We start from the raw sequence: 16,417 nt of genomic DNA on the forward strand, positions 1-16,417 counted from the left end.
GATATGGCGAGAGTTATAGTTCTGTCGGTCTTTATATATGTACTGATTGTAACCGGGGGGCAGGGACAGGTTCCGCTCGAGGATACCACTTTTTGGGAATCTTCGGAGGAAAACGTCTATTCCACGGGGCTTATCTGGCGCGACTGCAACAATGACGGCTACATCGATGCTTTTTTGTCCAACGGTAATGACATCGTCAGGGCGAAAAATTTCATCTATATTTCCGAATACGGAACATTACCGCATTCGGCCTCATGGTCTTCGGCCGACAACGAATACTCGGGACACTGCGCGGTCGGCGATGTTGACGACAATGGTTTTCCTGATCTGGCGGTGGCGAATTTCCTGGGAGCGGGCGGCTTTGTCACGATGAATCTGTCCAATTTATATCTGAATATGGACGGTCTGCCCAACACCATTGCTGATTGGCGCAGCGGCGACAGTACGTACACCTTCTCCTGCGCCTTTGGAGACGCCGACGGCGACGGTGACCTGGATTTGGCCTTTGCCACCGGGATGTCATACGGCGGCCCGGCATTGTATGATTATATTTATTACAATATTGACGGCACTCTTCAGACGACACCGGGGTGGCAGTCGGGCGTTGCGACCGAAGCGATGGATGTTACCTGGGGTGATGTTGACAACGACGGCGATCTCGATCTGGCTTTCTGCTACGATGACAAGGCGGCTGAGGTCTATTACAATTATAATGGAGTTATTGAAACCACACCGTCATGGCATTCCATGCTGGCCAGCTCGGCCAATACGGTTATTTTCGGCGATATCAACGGCGACGGCTGGCTGGATTTGATTGTAGCTTTCAATTATCAAAACGCGGGACAGGGATACTATCGGGTTTATTATAATGACGGGACAGGGGTGCTGGAAGGGTACCCCAGATGGCGGTCGGGGGATGGCGGCTATGGGTCGGCGATCGCCTTGTATGATTATGACAATGACGGCGATGATGATCTGGCCGCCGGAAGATGGTGGGACCAGTTACGCGTTTATGAAAATCTTGGCGACAGCCTGACATCGAATCCGGTCTGGCGCGCCCAGCCGGCCACGGTGGTTGAAGAGATTGCCTGGATCGATGTCGATGGCGACGGAGTCGAGGCGATAGTCGATACCATTTATACTTCAGGTGATCGCAAGCTTTTCTATACCGACAAACATCCGCTGCAAGCGATTGATTCCGTTATCGCCGATGGCGTCAGGCTGACCAATAGCGATTACTGCTATGATATGATTGACGGGTGGGTATCGCTTGGTAATGAGCCGAGCGATCACGTCGTCATTTTCTATCAGTTTTCCTATAAGAATGATGTGACCATTTCGAACTGGGATACATATAATATGGCCTTCGGTAATTTCAGCAGACCCTATGTTGACTTTTATTCCGATGTCAGGGTCGGCCAGGCCCCTATGGAAGTGCAATTCAGCGATAGTTCGATCGGCGCCACCGAATGGTTGTGGAATTTCGGCGATGGAGAATCGGATATCGTGGAAAATCCAGTGCACACATATACCGAAGGGGGCGCTTATGATGTCAGGCTGGAGAATCTTCTGCCCGACAGAAGGCATAACCGCACCATAAAGAAAATGATCGTCGCTCTCGCCGATACCGTCTATATGCCGCGGATCGTGGCCTCTGCAGGCGATACGGTCAAAATGTCGATATATCTGAAAAACTCGCAACCTATGAAATATTTTGTCCTGCCGATAACCTATGGCGGCCCCCTGCAGCTGGATTATATTGATTTCGATTTGGATTCATGCCGCTCCGACTATTTTGATCAGGTCAAAATGATTGCCTTCAGTCCTTTCGAAGGAAAAGCGACTTTTTCGTTTACACCCGATTTGTATGGCAGCAATCCGCCGCTGGAAGCTGGGTATGGCCGGCTTATCAATATCTATTTTCTGCTGCAATCCGGTACCGGGACAAATATTCTCGACACGACCACTTTATCGAGCAAGCAGTTATTGCTCGATGCCTCTTTTGTCAAATATCAGCCCTTTGTTATGACCGGATATGTTTCGCTGAGTGATCAGATTAAAGGTGATGTCAATGGCGACGGTAATATAAATCTGCTCGATATTCTGTACCTGATTAATTATTTGTATAAAAGCGGCCCGGCGCCCGATGCATATGCCGGTGATGTTGACAGCAACGGCGCCATAAATTTACTCGATATCACGTATTTGATAAATTACCTGTATCGGAACGGTCCACCGCCGATTTTATAGATCAGGATTGATAGGGATAAAACAGGGCCGAAAAGTCCTGAAAAAAGTGGGCGATAATACAGGGCCAGAGGCTTCCGGCCCGGATATATAGCACGGCAAACATCGCCCCGTAAATACTGAGTAAAATTAATCCCCCGGCGCCCTGATAGGCATGGCCGGAACCAAAGACCATCGATGAGACAATAATTGGTATTGTCCATCTCTTAAGTCTCCCGAACTGTTTTATACGGGTTACCAGATAACCTCGAAATGCGGCTTCTTCACAGACTCCCGCCGTTATGGATAAGATTACCCAGAGCGCTCTTTCGGTATTTGTCTCCGGCAAAATCAATCCCAGCTCTCCGGGAATAGCGATATTGACCTGACTGAGAAGCAGGGCCAGCAGCGACAGGATAAGATTCGAAGCCAGAAGAAAGGCTATGGCCCACAAAAAGTGAATTAATTTGATTCCGTTAAAGCCAATTCCTTTCAGACCGGTTCCTTCGCGGAAAGTGGTGACAAAAATCAGCGTGAAAACGAGCCATTGGATGACAATATTGGGCAAATAAACAAGAAGCGCCCGCGATACTGCCATCTTTTCCAGAATTTCTTTGGGGTCGCCGGCGAAGGGGATAGACAGGATCGGCCAGAGAATCAGAAGGATAAAAAATGTCAGATACGACAGCCTGCTTCTTCTTGGAGTTTCCAAAGTGGCCGGCTCCGGGACCGGCTTAAAATCATCCTCCGAGTAAACCGGATATCTGTCCTGATCATTATTGTCCAGGGTTACATCTCCCTGCCGTTATCTTTCCTGGCGCGTTTTCGCATTGAGTCCACAATCAGGGCCAGCCCCACAATAATAATAAATACCGGCCACATTTCCTCCAGGCCGGGGACGATATCCAGATTCACCAGTAAAAACAGAAGCCCGACGCCGGTCACAATTATCCCGCCAATTATTTGGCCGGAGTCACTTTTCCGTGTATGGTTTGGCTGCTGATCCATGCTTCCTCCCGCTTAAGGCTATATTTATAAGTTCGTATTTCCACTCATTGACTTTAACCATGTATATGTTAAATTTACACAAAAGTTTATGATTTGAAAGAATAATTTGGAGTCGGAATATGAGCCGCATGCTGAATCTTCAAAAAGGCATCATATACGGGCCCGTAAATTCGAGACGGCTTGGTTCCTCGCTGGGCATTAATCTTCTGCCGACCGGCTTCAAAGCCTGCTCCTTCAACTGCGCCTATTGTCAGTACGGCTATACGCTTGCGAGTGGTTATAAGTCGAAATGGGGTGGCAAAGATATGCCTTCGGTCGAAAGTGTCGCAACGACCCTGATTAGAGCCCTGGATGAATATCCGGCCGTGTCATATATCACATTTTCCGGCAATGGTGAGCCGACCCTTCATCCGCAGTTTAAAGCGATTGTGGAAGAGGTTCGCAAGGTCAAGGAAAAGTACGCCCCGCAGGCCAGACTGGCGATTTTGTCCAATTCGGCATTGGTGGGCCGGGCGGATATTCGCGAGGCGCTGGGGCGGCTTGATGTCCGATTTATGAAACTTGATGCCGGCAATGATGAAATGTTCAGGAAATTTAACCGTCCTCACAAGGATGTCACTTTTGATGAAATCATCGATGGGCTCAAAATGCTGGGTGATTTTTCCATACAGGCCTTGTTTGCCGGCGGCGAACAAGGCAATTATACTGAAAATCACATCAAGGAATGGGCCCGACAAATTAAGTTGTTAAGACCAGGGGAATGTCACATATACTCACTTGATCGCCCCACACCGGACGGTAGGCTCACTAAAATCGATAAAGAAGGGTTGTTGCATCTTGTGTCGATAGCCCGACAATTTACTGATATCCCGATAAAAATCTTCTAACGTCGATAATTTCCTCTTTTCCCGACATGTGAATCACATGATATAACCCGAATAAAAGCAGGGTATTTTCAGTGATCGGCATGTCCTTGAATTCCGGTCGGTCAAGTGGTTTCCTTTCGTGTAATCGAAAGGAGTGCTATGACCAATATAATCTATCACGACTGGATTGTCGAGATTAGCTGTGACCCGGATCATCGGGAAGAGACTCAGGTTTGTTGGGAAGCTGCCGGGCCGGATGTTCATTTAATGGCCGAGGTAAACCGCGCCCTGGAGACTTTGGCGCCGCTCGAACAGGATATAATCCACCTTTATTATTATTCGGGCCGATCCCTTATGCAGATTGCCCGGGAGTTTCACAAACCGCTTAAACGAATCGAAGCCATCCATCACCAGGCTCTGCTTAAACTGAAGCAAAAACTTACCCCCTTCGTACATGACCGTTTTGATGTTCCATTCGAAATTGTCAGGAACTGCCCGGTTTGTGACTCGCTTTATAAAGATCAAATAGACCGGCTTATCGCGAAAAAAAAGGAGGGCGAAACCTGGCGGGAGATAATCAGAATCTTGAAATCCAGATATAACATTTTCATTAAAACGCCTCAGATTTTAATCGGGCACCAGAAATATCATTAAAAGGGAGGACAATTATGAAAAAGGGAATGCCATCCAGACTCAAGGGGGAACACGTTATTAGTATTCATGTTTCTTATGAGTTAAAGGAAAAGCTGAAGACTCTTGCCGATCGCTTTGATCGGACAATGGCCGATATGGTCAGGACGGTTCTGCGGATCGGGGTTCCTGTAATGGAGGGAATTTCCGAAGCCGAGGAGAAAATGATTAAGGAATATGCCCGAGTTGCTCGTAAGTTTAGGCGATCAAAGAGCTTGAAGGAAATTTAGGGTTGACCGGGGAATCTGTTTTTTAGCTTGATATACGGTATGCTTATTCGTATAATCCATTTTTGCGAGGAAAAGTATGTTTGAAAACCAGAGAACGATAAAGAAAGAAGTGACATTAGAGGGAATCGGACTTCATACCGGAAATTCTACCAGAATGACCTTTAAGCCGGCTTCTCCGGACAGCGGGGTTCGCTTTGTTCGAACCGATCTTGAAGGAAGACCCTCGATTGTCGCCGACATTGATCATGTCGTTGATATTTCCCGCGGAACCACGCTCGCCGAGGGCGAGGCCAGGGTATATACGGTGGAGCATGTGCTGGCCGCCGTTTCGGGACTTCAGATTGATAACCTTGAAATCGAATTGACCTCCAACGAACCTCCGGTCGGCGACGGCTCGGCGCTTCCATATGTGGAGAAGTTGCTTGAAGCCGGTATCGAAACCCAGGATGCGGAGCGGGAATACCTTGAAATTGATTCAACGATGTCTTATTCGGAACCGGATCGGTCGGTGGATATTATCGTCACCCCTTCCGATACCTTCCGGATTACCTTCATGGTTGACTATAAAAACCCCGCCCTCGGGACCCAATACACTACCCTGATCGATCTTGAAAAAGAATTTGTCGAGGAATTTGCTCCAGCCCGGACATTTTGCTTTCTTTCCGAAGTGGAGATGCTTCGCGATGCCGGTTTGATAAAGGGGGGCAGCCTTGATACGGCCGTGGTCATCTATGACTCCGACAAGGGGCAGATCGAGGTTGACAGGATTCGCAAGGCACTGGATCTGAAAGATGAGGCTTTCGTTGGAGAAACCGGGATAATCAATGATATTCCGTTGCGTTTCTATAATGAGCCGGTGCGGCATAAGGCGCTCGATCTGATTGGCGATCTTTTCCTGATCGGTGTTCCGATAAAGGGCCATATTTTGGCGGCCCGTTCCGGACACAAGGCCAATGTGGCGCTGGTTAAGCAGCTTCGCGCTCTATATAAGAAGAAAAAACTGGTCAAAAAATATCAGAAACCGGGTTCGGAAGCTTTTCTGGATATTAACGGCATTATGAAAATAATGCCTCACCGATATCCGTTCCTTCTGGTGGATCGCATTCTGGAGCTCGAACCGGAAAAGAGAGTTGTTGCTATAAAGAATGTGACGATCAACGAGCCGTTTTTCCAGGGACATTTTCCCGGCTACCCGGTGATGCCGGGAGTTTTGATTATTGAAGCAATGGCCCAGGCGGGCGGCGTTCTTCTTCTCGAAGCGGTGAAAAATCCTGAAAACAAACTGGTATTTTTCCTTGGTCTCGAAAATGTCAAATTCCGCCAGCAGGTCGTACCAGGCGATACGCTCAGGTTTGAACTGGAAATGCTGATGTTCCGTCGGAACACATGCAAAATGGCGGGCAAAACCTATGTCGGCGACAAACTGGTCGCCGAAGCAGAACTAAAAGCTATGATTGTTGAAAGAAATGAGTAATATACACACCACTGCCATCGTCGATAAGAGTGCGGTGCTGGGCGATAATGTCACAATAGAACCGCATGCAATCGTTGAAGCCGACGCAAAAATCGGTAATAATGTGATAGTCGGGAGCAATTGCCTGGTTGCCCGCTATACCGAGTTAATGGACAATGTCAAACTGTTTCACGGTGCCGTTCTCGGGACAGTTCCGCAGGATCTGAAATTCAGGGATGAGAAAACCCGGCTTGTGATTGGCGAAAATACGGTCATCCGCGAGTATGCCATGCTGAGTCGCGGGACATCACACAGCGGGGAGACGGTGGTTGGAAAAAACTGCTTGCTCATGGCCTACACGCATCTGGCGCATGACTGCTATATCGGGAATAATGTGATATTGGCCAATGCCGTCAATGTTGCCGGGCATGTCGAAATCGGCGATTTTGTGACCATCGGCGGTGTTGTCCCGATTCATCAATTTGTCAAAATCGGTGCTCACTGTATGATCGGCGGAGGCTTCCGCGTTCAGCAGGATGTCTGCCCGTATTCACTGGTGGGCGGCTACCCGCTGAAAGTCGTTGGTCTGAATACAATCGGGCTGCGTCGCCGTGGATTCAGCAAGGAAACCGTTCAAGTTCTGGAAAAGGTCTTCAAGTTACTGTTTTTCTCTCAACTTAACACGACCCAGGCTGTCGAAAAAATCACTAAAGAGGTTGAACAGACCGAAGAAGTGAAAATTATTCTTGAATTTATAAAGAATTCCAGTCGGGGGATGGTGAAATAGGACTTTTCCGGGAATCTGACTTAACTTTAACATAGAATTATCTTATGGATAAGATAAGAACGGCCGTAATCGGTGTTGGACATCTTGGCCGCCACCATGCGCGCTGGTACAAGTCGATCAAGGAGTCGGAACTGGTCGGTGTTTTCGATACCGACCGTGAAAAATGCAAAGCGGTGGCCGATGACCTTGGCGTAACCGCTTATGGCAATCTCGATGATGTTATCGGTAAAGTCGCTGCCGTTTCGGTTGTCACTCCCACCACCACACATTTTGAGGTTACTGAAAAATTGCTTCAAGCCGGGATTCATTGTCTGGTCGAAAAACCGATCACAACGACGGTCGATGAGGCCAAGGCTTTAATCAAATGCGCCCGGGAAAATAATGTAATCCTGACCGTCGGGCATATCGAACGCTTCAATCCGGCCGTGCAGGCCCTGAAAGAATATAACATTGCTCCCCGGTTTATAGAAGCGCATCGGCTGGCTGCTTTCGATCCCCGCGGAACCGATGTGGCGGTTGTGCTTGACCTGATGATTCATGACATCGATCTGGCTTTATACCTGATAAAGTCGAAGGTCAGGAAAATTGAAGCGGCCGCCGTGGCTGTTGTATCTGACAATGGTGACATTGCCAATGCCCGGCTTACATTCGAAAACGGTGCAGTTGCCAACCTGACGGCGAGTCGAATTTCGCTTCATGCCATGCGGAAGCTGCGCATTTTTCAGAAATCGGGTTATTACTCACTTGATCTGGCCAACAAACAGGCCGACATCTATCGGCTCGCGGGTGAATCTGATGATGGTCGGCCCGGGATGCGGATTCCGCTGGGCAAATCGGGTCATACTTTGCTATACAGCAAAGCCGGGTCCAAAGACGATGATATGCTTTGCGCCGAATTAAGCAGTTTCGTTAATGCGGTGGCGCATGGGACCGCACCGGAAGTCACTGCTTCCGAGGCGGCCGAAGCGCTGCGAGTGGCCATCGAGATTGACAGGATCGGAGTAAATGGGGTAATCTCCGGTGATCTTAAGTAAACCTGTACCAATTTTTATTTCCGCCGGCGACCCGTCAGGGGATATTGCCGGCTCGCTTTTATTAGGGGAGTTGTCGAAAAGAAACGCAGAACTTTCTTTTATGGGATTGGGCGGCAAACGAATGCGCCGGATGGGTCAGGAACAGATGGTGGATGGGTCCGAGCTGGCGGTGCTTGGTTTCTGGGAAGTCGCCCGAAAGTTTTCTTTCTTTAGAAAATTGCTTAATCAGACGGTGCGGCTGATCGAAGAAAAAAGGCCGAAGGCCATCGTCCTGATTGATTATCCCGGCTTTAACCTGAGATTGGCCGAAAGAGTCAAACCGCTTGGCCTTCCGATTATATATTATATTTCTCCCCAAATATGGGCCTGGGCCGGCGGCCGTATAAAGCAGATCAAAAAAGTGGTGGATAAGATGCTGGTGATTCTGCCGTTTGAGGCGGAGCTTTATGAGCGGGCCGGTGTTCCCAATGAGTTTGTGGGGCATTATCTGCTTGATGATATCCCCCCGAAACTTATAAAGGCGCCATACGATTCACAATCCAAGCTTATTCTGCTTATGCCCGGATCCCGCCCTCAGGAGGTTCAGCGGATGCTTCCCACCCTGATTGAAACCGCTTCCATAATCGCCGGGACCGGGGATTATAAATTTGCAGTTGCGGCGGTTGAGGGCAATATTAACTATGATGAATATATAAAATATAGTAAAATTCCGATTGATGTCGTTTATGGACAAACGCGGGAATTGATTGCACAAAGCCGCCTGGTGGTCACGTCATCCGGTACCGCCACTGTGGAGACCGGAATTATCGGCCGGCCCATGGTTGTTATTTATAAGACCGGCACCATCACCTATTTGATTGCAAGGCGGCTGGTCAAGCTCAATAATATTGCGCTCATTAACATATCGGCAGGCGAGAGAATCGTTCCGGAATTAATACAGCGCGATGCCTGCCCCGAAAATATTGCCGGAGAGGCAAAAAAATTTCTCGATAATGAACCTTATTGTATAAGTGTTATTGATGCGCTGAATGCCGCGGCCGACCGGCTGAATGAGTCAGGCGCGTCCGCAAGGGCGGCTGAAGCGATCATGAGGTGCATTGCCGATGCTGCTATATAAAATAGCGACCTTCATTATTTACTATGTAAGTCTGCCATATACATATATCTCCGCTGTGGCCGGATCTCTGAAATGGAAACAGCGACTCGGCCGTAAGCATCGGACTCCCGGCGACGGCCCTGTCGATATATGGCTGCATGCATCATCGATGGGCGAAGTCAAGGTGCTTGGAATTTTACTGGATCAACTGAAAGATGTTGACAACTCCTTGAAGATTTATCTGACGGTCATGACCGATGCCGGTTATAGTGCGGCCAGGAAGCTGGCCGGCAGTGATATTTCAGTCGGTTTTTTCCCGCTTGATTACCAGTCGGCTATAAACCGGTTTCTGGGAACCGTTCGTCCAAAATCCGCCGTCTTTATTGAGACCGAAATTTGGCCGAATATGATTAATACTCTCGGCCGGAACGATATCCCGATTTTCCTGGCTAATGGTCGTTTGTCCGAAAAAGCGTTCGGGAGATATCGATTTTTTAAGGAGGCCATGTCGGGCATATTGGCCAAATACACTCGAATGATGGTACAAAAGGATCTGGATAAACAAAGATTTGTCGGAATCGGGGCCCGTCCGGAAAAGATCGAAGTTGTCGGGAATCTAAAGTTCGATGCTCCGGTGGTTAAAATGCCCGCCGAAAAAAAAGAATCAATCCAGCGAAATTTGCCGTTCAACAACAACGCCAGAATTCTTATCGCCGGATCAACCAGAAACGGCGAAAATGAAATTATTCTGGACTGCTTTTTGAAACTGCTTCAGGAATTCCCTGAAGCGAGATTGATCTTGGTCCCCCGGCATCTTGACCGAATCGATATTATTTCAAATATGGCATCGACTCGCGCGCTTGAATCCTGCCTGTATTCCAACCTGAAGCAGAGTTCCGGTGATTGCCGGGTAATGATCGTCGATAAGATCGGCGTCTTGAATGATTTGTATCATGTATCCGATATCGCTTTTGTCGGCGGGACCTTGACGAATATCGGCGGGCATAACATTCTGGAACCGGTTTGGGCCGGAATCCCGGTGCTATATGGCCCATCCATTGCCAACGTCGTCGATAGTTCGGAATATATCCTGGCGTGTAATTTCGGGGCGCAGGTCAGTGACGGTAATGAGTTGTGTCAAAAATTAACTGCATACTTCAGGGGAACGCTGAAATTCAGGAAGAAAACCGATGTCCCGGCTGAACCGTCAAGAGCGCAACGTACGGCACAGATTATTCTTGGTGCATTAAAGTCCAATGCAAAAGATATGGTTCAAAATAACAAGTAATAAAAGTAATCCTCTTTATTGGCCCATCCTGGCATTTTTGTGGATTATATCGCTTTTTTATCGCCTGGGCTTCAGCCTGAAAATGCGTTTCACATCCGCAACCATCAGGACCAAAGCCGCTGTGGTCTCTGTCGGCAATTTGACTGTCGGGGGAACCGGCAAAACGCCCATGGTTATTGAATTGGCGCGGTATTTTGTTTTGATCGGCAGGAAAGTCGGGGTGGTGTCATCCGCCTACGGCAGACGGCATGATAAAGATATCATCGGCTCGGGAGAGGAACTGCAGTCAGGCAGCATTTTTGATCTTGGCGATGAGGTTATGGTGATGGCGCATGCTTTGCCGGAAGTGTCTTTCGGTATTTCAAAATCAAAATCCAACGCGGCGCGATTGCTGGATAACAATAATGAACTGGATGTAATTTTTGTCGATGACGGCTTTCAACATCGCCGATTGCATCGTGATTATGATATTTTGCTGCTGGAAGCCGGTCATGACATAAGGAAAGATTCAGTTTTCCCGCTTGGTTCCCTGCGCGAGCCGGTTGACAGTATCGGGCGGGCCGACGCCGTCATTTTTACCAAGACAAATTTCAGCCCGATTCAAATGGAATATCGGGAATGGGTCAGTCGGATCATGCAGGATAAAATATTGGCGGAGGTTGGGTATTTCAATGAAAATGCAATATCTCCTGATGAACGACTGACAATAGAAAGCCTGGCCGAAAGAAAAGTCTATTTTTTTGCCGGAATCGGCGGTTTTGACCGGCTTTTGAATTATCTCAAGACCCGCTTCAATAATCTGGCCGGTCACCGGCAGTTCCCCGATCACTGCAGCTATCCGCCCTCCGACGCCGCGCTTATAAAGAACGATATAGATAAACAGGGCCCCGAAATCGTAATTACTACATACAAAGATTTTGTTAAGCTGAGAAATTTTGATTTTGGACGGAAGATATATTATCTTGACTTGAAACTTGGATTCACGAACGGAGAAAAGGAACTGCTGAAGGCGCTTGAAAGTGTGGTGAACAAATAGATGGAAAAAAACTACGATTGTATCATTATAGGTTCCGGGATCGCCGGATTGTTTTTTGCCCAGAAAGTGGCCGATTTACTGCCCGACCGCAAGGTGGCCGTCATAACCAAAAAGAGCGAGACCGCTTCCAACACCAACTATGCTCAGGGCGGAATTGCCACGGTTACTTCCCGGACCGACAGTTTCGAGTCGCATGTCTCCGATACGCTGGTCTGCGGCGCCGGACTGTGCCATGAGGATGTCGTTCGGGAAATCGTGCACTCCGGGCCGGTCGTTATTCAAAAATTGGTTGGCATCGGTGTCAAATTTACACAGAAAAAAGGCGTTTATGATCTCGGTCGTGAGGGCGGGCATTCCGTCAACCGGGTCGTTCATGCCGCCGATCTGACCGGCCGCGAAATTGAACGGGCGCTTTTGACGGCATGCCGCGAAAAAGTAAATCTTGATATTTATAAAGATACCATTGCCCTTGATCTGATTACCTATCTTCACAATGGTCATCGTCAATGCGGCGGATGCTACACCTTCACTGCCCGTAATCGCGAGTTCAACAGTTTTTATGCGCCCGTGACTCTCCTGGCCACCGGCGGAGTCGGGCAGGTTTATTTTAATACCACCAATCCGAAGATTGCCACCGGCGATGGGGTGGCTATGGCGTACCGTGCCGGCGCCCGTGTGGGCAATCTCGAGTTCGTACAGTTTCACCCAACCACCCTGTACAATCCAGGTCGATGGCCGTTTCTTATCTCGGAAGCGGTCAGGGGCGAGGGCGGCATTCTGATGACCACCGACGGCAAACGATTCATGCAGCAATACCATAAGCTTAAAGAATTGGCCCCCCGCGACATTGTCGCCCGGGCCATCGATACCGAATTAAAAATATCGGGCGAAGATTATGTTTATCTGGATGTCAGTCATCTTGATCCGAAATTTATAAAAAAACGCTTTCCGAATATTTACAAGGAGTGCCTGCGACGCGGTTTCGACATCACCACAAAACCTATTCCCGTGGTGCCTGCCGCACATTATGAATGCGGCGGCGTGGTTGCCGATGTCTGCGGACGGACCGATATTATCGGGATGTATGTTTGCGGCGAGTCGGCCTTCACCGGTATGCATGGGGCCAATCGCCTGGCCAGTAATTCGCTTCTTGAAGCGGTCGTGATGGCCGATTATGCGGCCGATGATGCCGTAAAATATATTGAAAGCAACACCTTCCCGGCATCGCCCCCGGCCGAACAATGGCTGGCCTCTTCGATTTTCCAGAAAAAGGAAAAGGTGGTTCTATCGCACGACCGACGGTCGCTGCAGCGGCTGATGTCCGATTTTCTCGGCATTGTCCGTTCGACCGACCGTCTTAAAATGGCCGGGCAGCGCGTTCGCATGATTCTAAATGCCATCAATTCATATTATTACAGCCAGCCGGTTTCTTACAGCATTATTGAATTGCGCAACATAGCCACAATTGCCGATCTGATTATCAGGTCCGCAACTCGAAGGAAGGAATCGCGCGGTTTGCATTATGTTCTCGATTACCCGGAGACCGACGATGTTAACTGGAAGCGGGACAGTATCATCCGGCCGCCGAATTATATCGCCTCGGGACGCCACCTGCGCAATAAATGCCGGAAATACTGAGACTTCAAACCGGACAAATAAAATATAAAATTCCTTCGATCTCTTGGAATAATTTCTTGTATAAATCGAAAAGGCGTTATAATATAATATGTTACTGTAATCCCAGGTCTGACCGGGTCCGGGATCATGCCGATCCCTGATTTTGGAATGCTGATTCAGGAGGATGCCGATGCGATCAAGATTTACATTTTCCGTATTATTTTTTCTGATTATATGTTCCGGGTTGTGCCTGTTGTTCTGTTCCGAGGGAAAATCCGACGGAACCAAACTGAGGGAAAATGCCGCTTCCGTCGTTCTGGCGGATAACGGCGACCAGAAACAGGCAGCGACCGCCGAAAATACGGCCCAGGATGGCACTCCCAAAATAATGTTTTTCGAAAAAAGCTTTGATTTCGGAAATGTTTCGCAGGGCGAGAAAGTCTCTCATAAGTTTATCATCCAGAATACCGGTAATGCGCCGCTTAAGTTAATACGCGCCAAAGGATCGTGAGGATGCACGGCGGCGGTTTTAACCAAAGCCGACATTCCCCCGGGTGGGGAAGGTGAAATTGAAGTTACTTTCGACACCGGTCACAAAAAGGGCAAACAGAGTAAGACTATTACGGTGGAGTCTAATGACCCGCTCAGCCCCATAGTGAATATTTCTGTGATGGCTGATATTGAGGTCGAGTTTGATTTTGAGACTGCCTTTATACGCTACGGAGCGGTCAATAAAGACAAAGGCGCTTCGAAAACAGATTTTATTCTGATTAAAGATCCCAATCTGACTAAGATCGACAGTATTGTGACTTCGTCAAAATTCGTTAAGGCGGAGATTGTCAACAAATCTGCTGCAGTCGCAGGTAAAAAGGAACTGGAGATTACCTTATTGCCGGGAATGCCGATCGGGAACCTGAATGAAATGATCTCGGTGTATTCGACGCTGCCCAGCAAGCCGAAAATCGTATTGAATATCAACGCCAATGTCATCGGTGATGTCGAAGTCGATCCGATGGCGATGACTTTTGTTATTTCGGATTCCAACACTGTTCTGGGCAACCAGCTGTTTACGGTCAACATTGACAGCCATATGAAGGATGGCCAACGATTGGAAATTCTCGGCGTGACCGATTCGGACAGTTTGCTGGATATCAAGCAGAGGACCATTACGGACGGACAGAAATATGCACTGGAAATCACGCCTGATATCGCAAAATTGCCCGAAGAACAGCGTTTTGAGGGCCATATAGCAATCACCACCAATAGCGTTGACCAGAAGGAAATTGATGTTACTTACATGATAGTCCGTCGCCGTTGACGGCGGGCATTGTGACAAAGAAATCTTTTGTGGAATAAGATAAAGGGGCGGAACACATGATTCCGCCCCTTTTTATATATTGTTTATGGAAATATCTCCATACCCGAGGCACGCCAAATTTCCTACTTGCCAATTTAGTGAAAAATTATATCTTATTTGGGTGGGTCAGTCCATCTTAGAATGACAACTGCGAAAATCAGTCTTATAAATGTGTGGCCCGGAGCTTTGCTCCGGGTTTCAAAAAAAGGAACTCTGTGGCAATGAAGCGCCAATTTTTTAACGATACCGGCCACGCGCCACTCAAGTACATTAATTTTGAATATTAGTCAAGTTAAAGAGGTAATGTGAAATGAGATACTTATCATTACTAATATTAGTATTAGTTAGTCAATGCGCATCTAATTCGAAATTGTACTGCATTAAACCGGAAAAATCTACTATTATTAGGAATGATTATATAATATCCAACAATATCGATTCATTATATTACATAATTCCAGATATAGAGCAAATAGTGACAAGTGATAGTATATACAATGCTAATCTAAGGCATTCTTTCTTTACGCCGTATTATCATGAATTGGATACATTAAGACAGTATGCAAGTGTAGGATTTTTCACTGATCCTGAAATAGATATAGATCTATTAGTATTTTGCTATTCCAATAGGCGGATTTGTGGATTTATTAAAATGAATAAAGAAAGAGCAAACGATATTGTCATCTTTCGTTATGGAGAGCTTTTTGATTTTTTCAAGCTGGTAACGGTATATGATGTTTATTGTTTTATAAATAACAAATTGTTTGCCATAGATTTTATTGGTCTGCCATAGCCTTCTGCTGTTATTAAAGTCAGGCGGGCTGGCGTGGCCCGGAGCTTTGCTCCGGGTTTCAAAAAAAGTAACATTTTGGGAAGTGGGTCACCATATTTTGTATAAATGAAATTCAGGCTGAGATAAGTCGTGAATATCGCTTAAAATTGATTTAATTGAATATGACGTCAGAAGAATCATTGAGCATATTTAGAAACCCGGAGCAAAGCTCCGGGCCACACCAGCCGGTTGACTCTGAAAAAGAAAATGAATATGCTTATATATCTGTCCACTAAATCGGGGGAACCTCACTCCTGACCTACTTTTTCTTCCCATATTTATTTAGAAATTGCTTCATTTTCGGCAAGTCACAATCCAGAAACCTGTCATCAACTAAATACATGTTTAATGGATTCCCCTTAATTATCTCTTGGAATGACCGCCGCCTTGATTTATTCGGAAAGCGGTTCTTATTATCTATTTCCTTGAATGAATCATAAGCAATCATATCCGCCACCTGTAGAGGAATATGATTCCAAGGAAGAAAATTGATATGACCTAACGGAAGAAGTCTACGTCTTGAAGCCGCACGTCCCAATATTTTGACAAGTTCAATCGGCAGACTACACCCGTCCTCAATAATAGCATATATGCCATCTATCTTAGCTTCGTTACCCCTAATCATTATGTCGCCCAGGCTGGTGGCGAGCAGATAATCATATAAGCTCAGCCCAGATTTCTTGGAATTGAATAGTCTCTTCTCGATGGCGAAAGTGACATATTGTAGCCCAATATTGCTTATAGATTCTATTAGATTCCTAACGCAATCCTTCCGATCTTCTCTGGTCAATTTGTTACATTGGTCTTCCCCTAAAAAAATGGACACATAGTTAAGATAGGGTAGCCGCCCGTTCGAAGTCAACTGGATTTTTAAAACCCAGGCTCGAATGACGGCGT

At 47.3% G+C, this 16,417-nt stretch carries 16 protein-coding genes; 13 read left to right on the plus strand and 3 right to left on the minus strand.

Features of this window, described 5'->3' with window-relative positions:
* Positions 1-3: 3 nt before the first annotated feature.
* On the plus strand, positions 4-2,250 hold the full coding sequence (locus CVT49_05515; GenBank protein PKK84081.1) for a hypothetical protein: 2,247 nt from the start codon (positions 4-6) through the stop codon (positions 2,248-2,250).
* Position 2,251: 1 nt separating this feature from the next.
* Here the strand turns inward: CVT49_05515 and CVT49_05520 are convergent, their stop codons facing one another.
* Together CVT49_05520 and CVT49_05525 are read right to left on the minus strand one after the other, a co-directional pair.
* Positions 2,252-2,938: a hypothetical protein gene (locus tag CVT49_05520; GenBank protein PKK84082.1), complete on the minus strand. Its 687-nt coding sequence runs from the start codon at positions 2,936-2,938 to the stop codon at positions 2,252-2,254.
* A 77-nt stretch (positions 2,939-3,015) separates the two neighbouring features.
* Positions 3,016-3,234, minus strand: a complete 219-nt coding sequence (locus tag CVT49_05525) for a hypothetical protein (GenBank protein PKK84083.1) — start codon at positions 3,232-3,234, stop codon at positions 3,016-3,018.
* Positions 3,235-3,353: 119 nt separating this feature from the next.
* On the opposite strand from CVT49_05525, the gene CVT49_05530 reads away from it, so the two are divergent.
* The 12 genes from CVT49_05530 to CVT49_05585 all read left to right on the plus strand — a co-directional run bounded on the left by CVT49_05530 (position 3,354) and on the right by CVT49_05585 (position 14,649).
* The gene (locus tag CVT49_05530; GenBank protein ID PKK84084.1) at positions 3,354-4,121 is read left to right on the plus strand and encodes a radical SAM protein; all 768 of its coding nucleotides are present in this window, start codon (positions 3,354-3,356) and stop codon (positions 4,119-4,121) included.
* Between the two features lie 138 nt (positions 4,122-4,259).
* Positions 4,260-4,754: a hypothetical protein gene (locus CVT49_05535; protein PKK84085.1), complete on the plus strand. Its 495-nt coding sequence runs from the start codon at positions 4,260-4,262 to the stop codon at positions 4,752-4,754.
* A gap of 14 nt (positions 4,755-4,768) precedes the next feature.
* The gene (locus CVT49_05540; GenBank protein PKK84086.1) at positions 4,769-5,020 is read left to right on the plus strand and encodes a hypothetical protein; all 252 of its coding nucleotides are present in this window, start codon (positions 4,769-4,771) and stop codon (positions 5,018-5,020) included.
* A 76-nt stretch (positions 5,021-5,096) separates the two neighbouring features.
* Positions 5,097-6,494, plus strand: coding sequence for a UDP-3-O-[3-hydroxymyristoyl] N-acetylglucosamine deacetylase (locus CVT49_05545; protein PKK84087.1), 1,398 nt, complete (start codon positions 5,097-5,099; stop codon positions 6,492-6,494).
* Complete coding sequence (locus tag CVT49_05550) at positions 6,487-7,260, plus strand: acyl-[acyl-carrier-protein]--UDP-N-acetylglucosamine O-acyltransferase (protein ID PKK84088.1); 774 nt, start codon at positions 6,487-6,489, stop codon at positions 7,258-7,260. The genes CVT49_05545 and CVT49_05550 overlap by 8 nt, the downstream gene beginning before the upstream one ends.
* A gap of 44 nt (positions 7,261-7,304) precedes the next feature.
* Entirely contained in the window at positions 7,305-8,294 is a 990-nt protein-coding gene (locus tag CVT49_05555; protein ID PKK84089.1) for a hypothetical protein, read from the plus strand.
* Positions 8,281-9,411 carry a lipid-A-disaccharide synthase gene (locus CVT49_05560; protein PKK84090.1) on the plus strand — a complete coding sequence of 377 codons (1,131 nt, stop codon included), beginning with the start codon at positions 8,281-8,283 and terminating at the stop codon, positions 9,409-9,411. Before CVT49_05555 ends, CVT49_05560 begins: the two co-directional genes overlap by 14 nt.
* Positions 9,398-10,678 (plus strand): hypothetical protein, encoded by a 1,281-nt coding sequence (locus CVT49_05565; protein ID PKK84091.1) that lies wholly within the window; start codon positions 9,398-9,400, stop codon positions 10,676-10,678. The genes CVT49_05560 and CVT49_05565 overlap by 14 nt, the downstream gene beginning before the upstream one ends.
* Positions 10,647-11,714 carry a tetraacyldisaccharide 4'-kinase gene (gene lpxK, locus CVT49_05570; protein ID PKK84092.1) on the plus strand — a complete coding sequence of 356 codons (1,068 nt, stop codon included), beginning with the start codon at positions 10,647-10,649 and terminating at the stop codon, positions 11,712-11,714. Before CVT49_05565 ends, lpxK begins: the two co-directional genes overlap by 32 nt.
* A complete protein-coding gene (locus tag CVT49_05575; GenBank protein ID PKK84093.1) occupies positions 11,715-13,352 on the plus strand; it encodes an L-aspartate oxidase in 1,638 nt (545 codons plus the stop codon).
* A gap of 163 nt (positions 13,353-13,515) precedes the next feature.
* Positions 13,516-13,842: a hypothetical protein gene (locus CVT49_05580; GenBank protein ID PKK84094.1), complete on the plus strand. Its 327-nt coding sequence runs from the start codon at positions 13,516-13,518 to the stop codon at positions 13,840-13,842.
* A gap of 33 nt (positions 13,843-13,875) precedes the next feature.
* Positions 13,876-14,649 (plus strand): hypothetical protein, encoded by a 774-nt coding sequence (locus CVT49_05585; protein PKK84095.1) that lies wholly within the window; start codon positions 13,876-13,878, stop codon positions 14,647-14,649.
* A 1,130-nt stretch (positions 14,650-15,779) separates the two neighbouring features.
* On the opposite strand, the gene CVT49_05590 is transcribed toward CVT49_05585, so the two are convergent.
* A partial coding sequence (locus tag CVT49_05590) for a hypothetical protein (GenBank protein PKK84096.1) occupies positions 15,780-16,417 on the minus strand: 638 nt, incomplete at its 5' end.

The sequence above is a fragment of the candidate division Zixibacteria bacterium HGW-Zixibacteria-1 genome (assembly GCA_002838945.1).
GTDB lineage: Bacteria > Zixibacteria > MSB-5A5 > GN15 > PGXB01 > PGXB01.

What these genes read in the sequence shown, in the direction of transcription:
- CVT49_05540 (PKK84086.1), top strand. Translation starts at nt 4,769, where the DNA reads ATGAAAAAGGGAATGCCATCCAGACTCAAGGGGGAACACGTTATTAGT.
- CVT49_05530 (PKK84084.1), top strand. Translation starts at nt 3,354, where the DNA reads ATGAGCCGCATGCTGAATCTTCAAAAAGGCATCATATACGGGCCCGTA.
- CVT49_05575 (PKK84093.1), top strand. Translation starts at nt 11,715, where the DNA reads ATGGAAAAAAACTACGATTGTATCATTATAGGTTCCGGGATCGCCGGA.
- CVT49_05580 (PKK84094.1), top strand. Translation starts at nt 13,516, where the DNA reads ATGCCGATGCGATCAAGATTTACATTTTCCGTATTATTTTTTCTGATT.
- CVT49_05550 (PKK84088.1), top strand. Translation starts at nt 6,487, where the DNA reads ATGAGTAATATACACACCACTGCCATCGTCGATAAGAGTGCGGTGCTG.
- CVT49_05535 (PKK84085.1), top strand. Translation starts at nt 4,260, where the DNA reads ATGACCAATATAATCTATCACGACTGGATTGTCGAGATTAGCTGTGAC.
- CVT49_05565 (PKK84091.1), top strand. Translation starts at nt 9,398, where the DNA reads ATGCTGCTATATAAAATAGCGACCTTCATTATTTACTATGTAAGTCTG.
- CVT49_05515 (PKK84081.1), top strand. Translation starts at nt 4, where the DNA reads ATGGCGAGAGTTATAGTTCTGTCGGTCTTTATATATGTACTGATTGTA.
- CVT49_05525 (PKK84083.1), bottom strand. Translation starts at nt 3,234, where the DNA reads ATGGATCAGCAGCCAAACCATACACGGAAAAGTGACTCCGGCCAAATA.
- CVT49_05545 (PKK84087.1), top strand. Translation starts at nt 5,097, where the DNA reads ATGTTTGAAAACCAGAGAACGATAAAGAAAGAAGTGACATTAGAGGGA.
- CVT49_05555 (PKK84089.1), top strand. Translation starts at nt 7,305, where the DNA reads ATGGATAAGATAAGAACGGCCGTAATCGGTGTTGGACATCTTGGCCGC.
- lpxK (PKK84092.1), top strand. Translation starts at nt 10,647, where the DNA reads ATGCAAAAGATATGGTTCAAAATAACAAGTAATAAAAGTAATCCTCTT.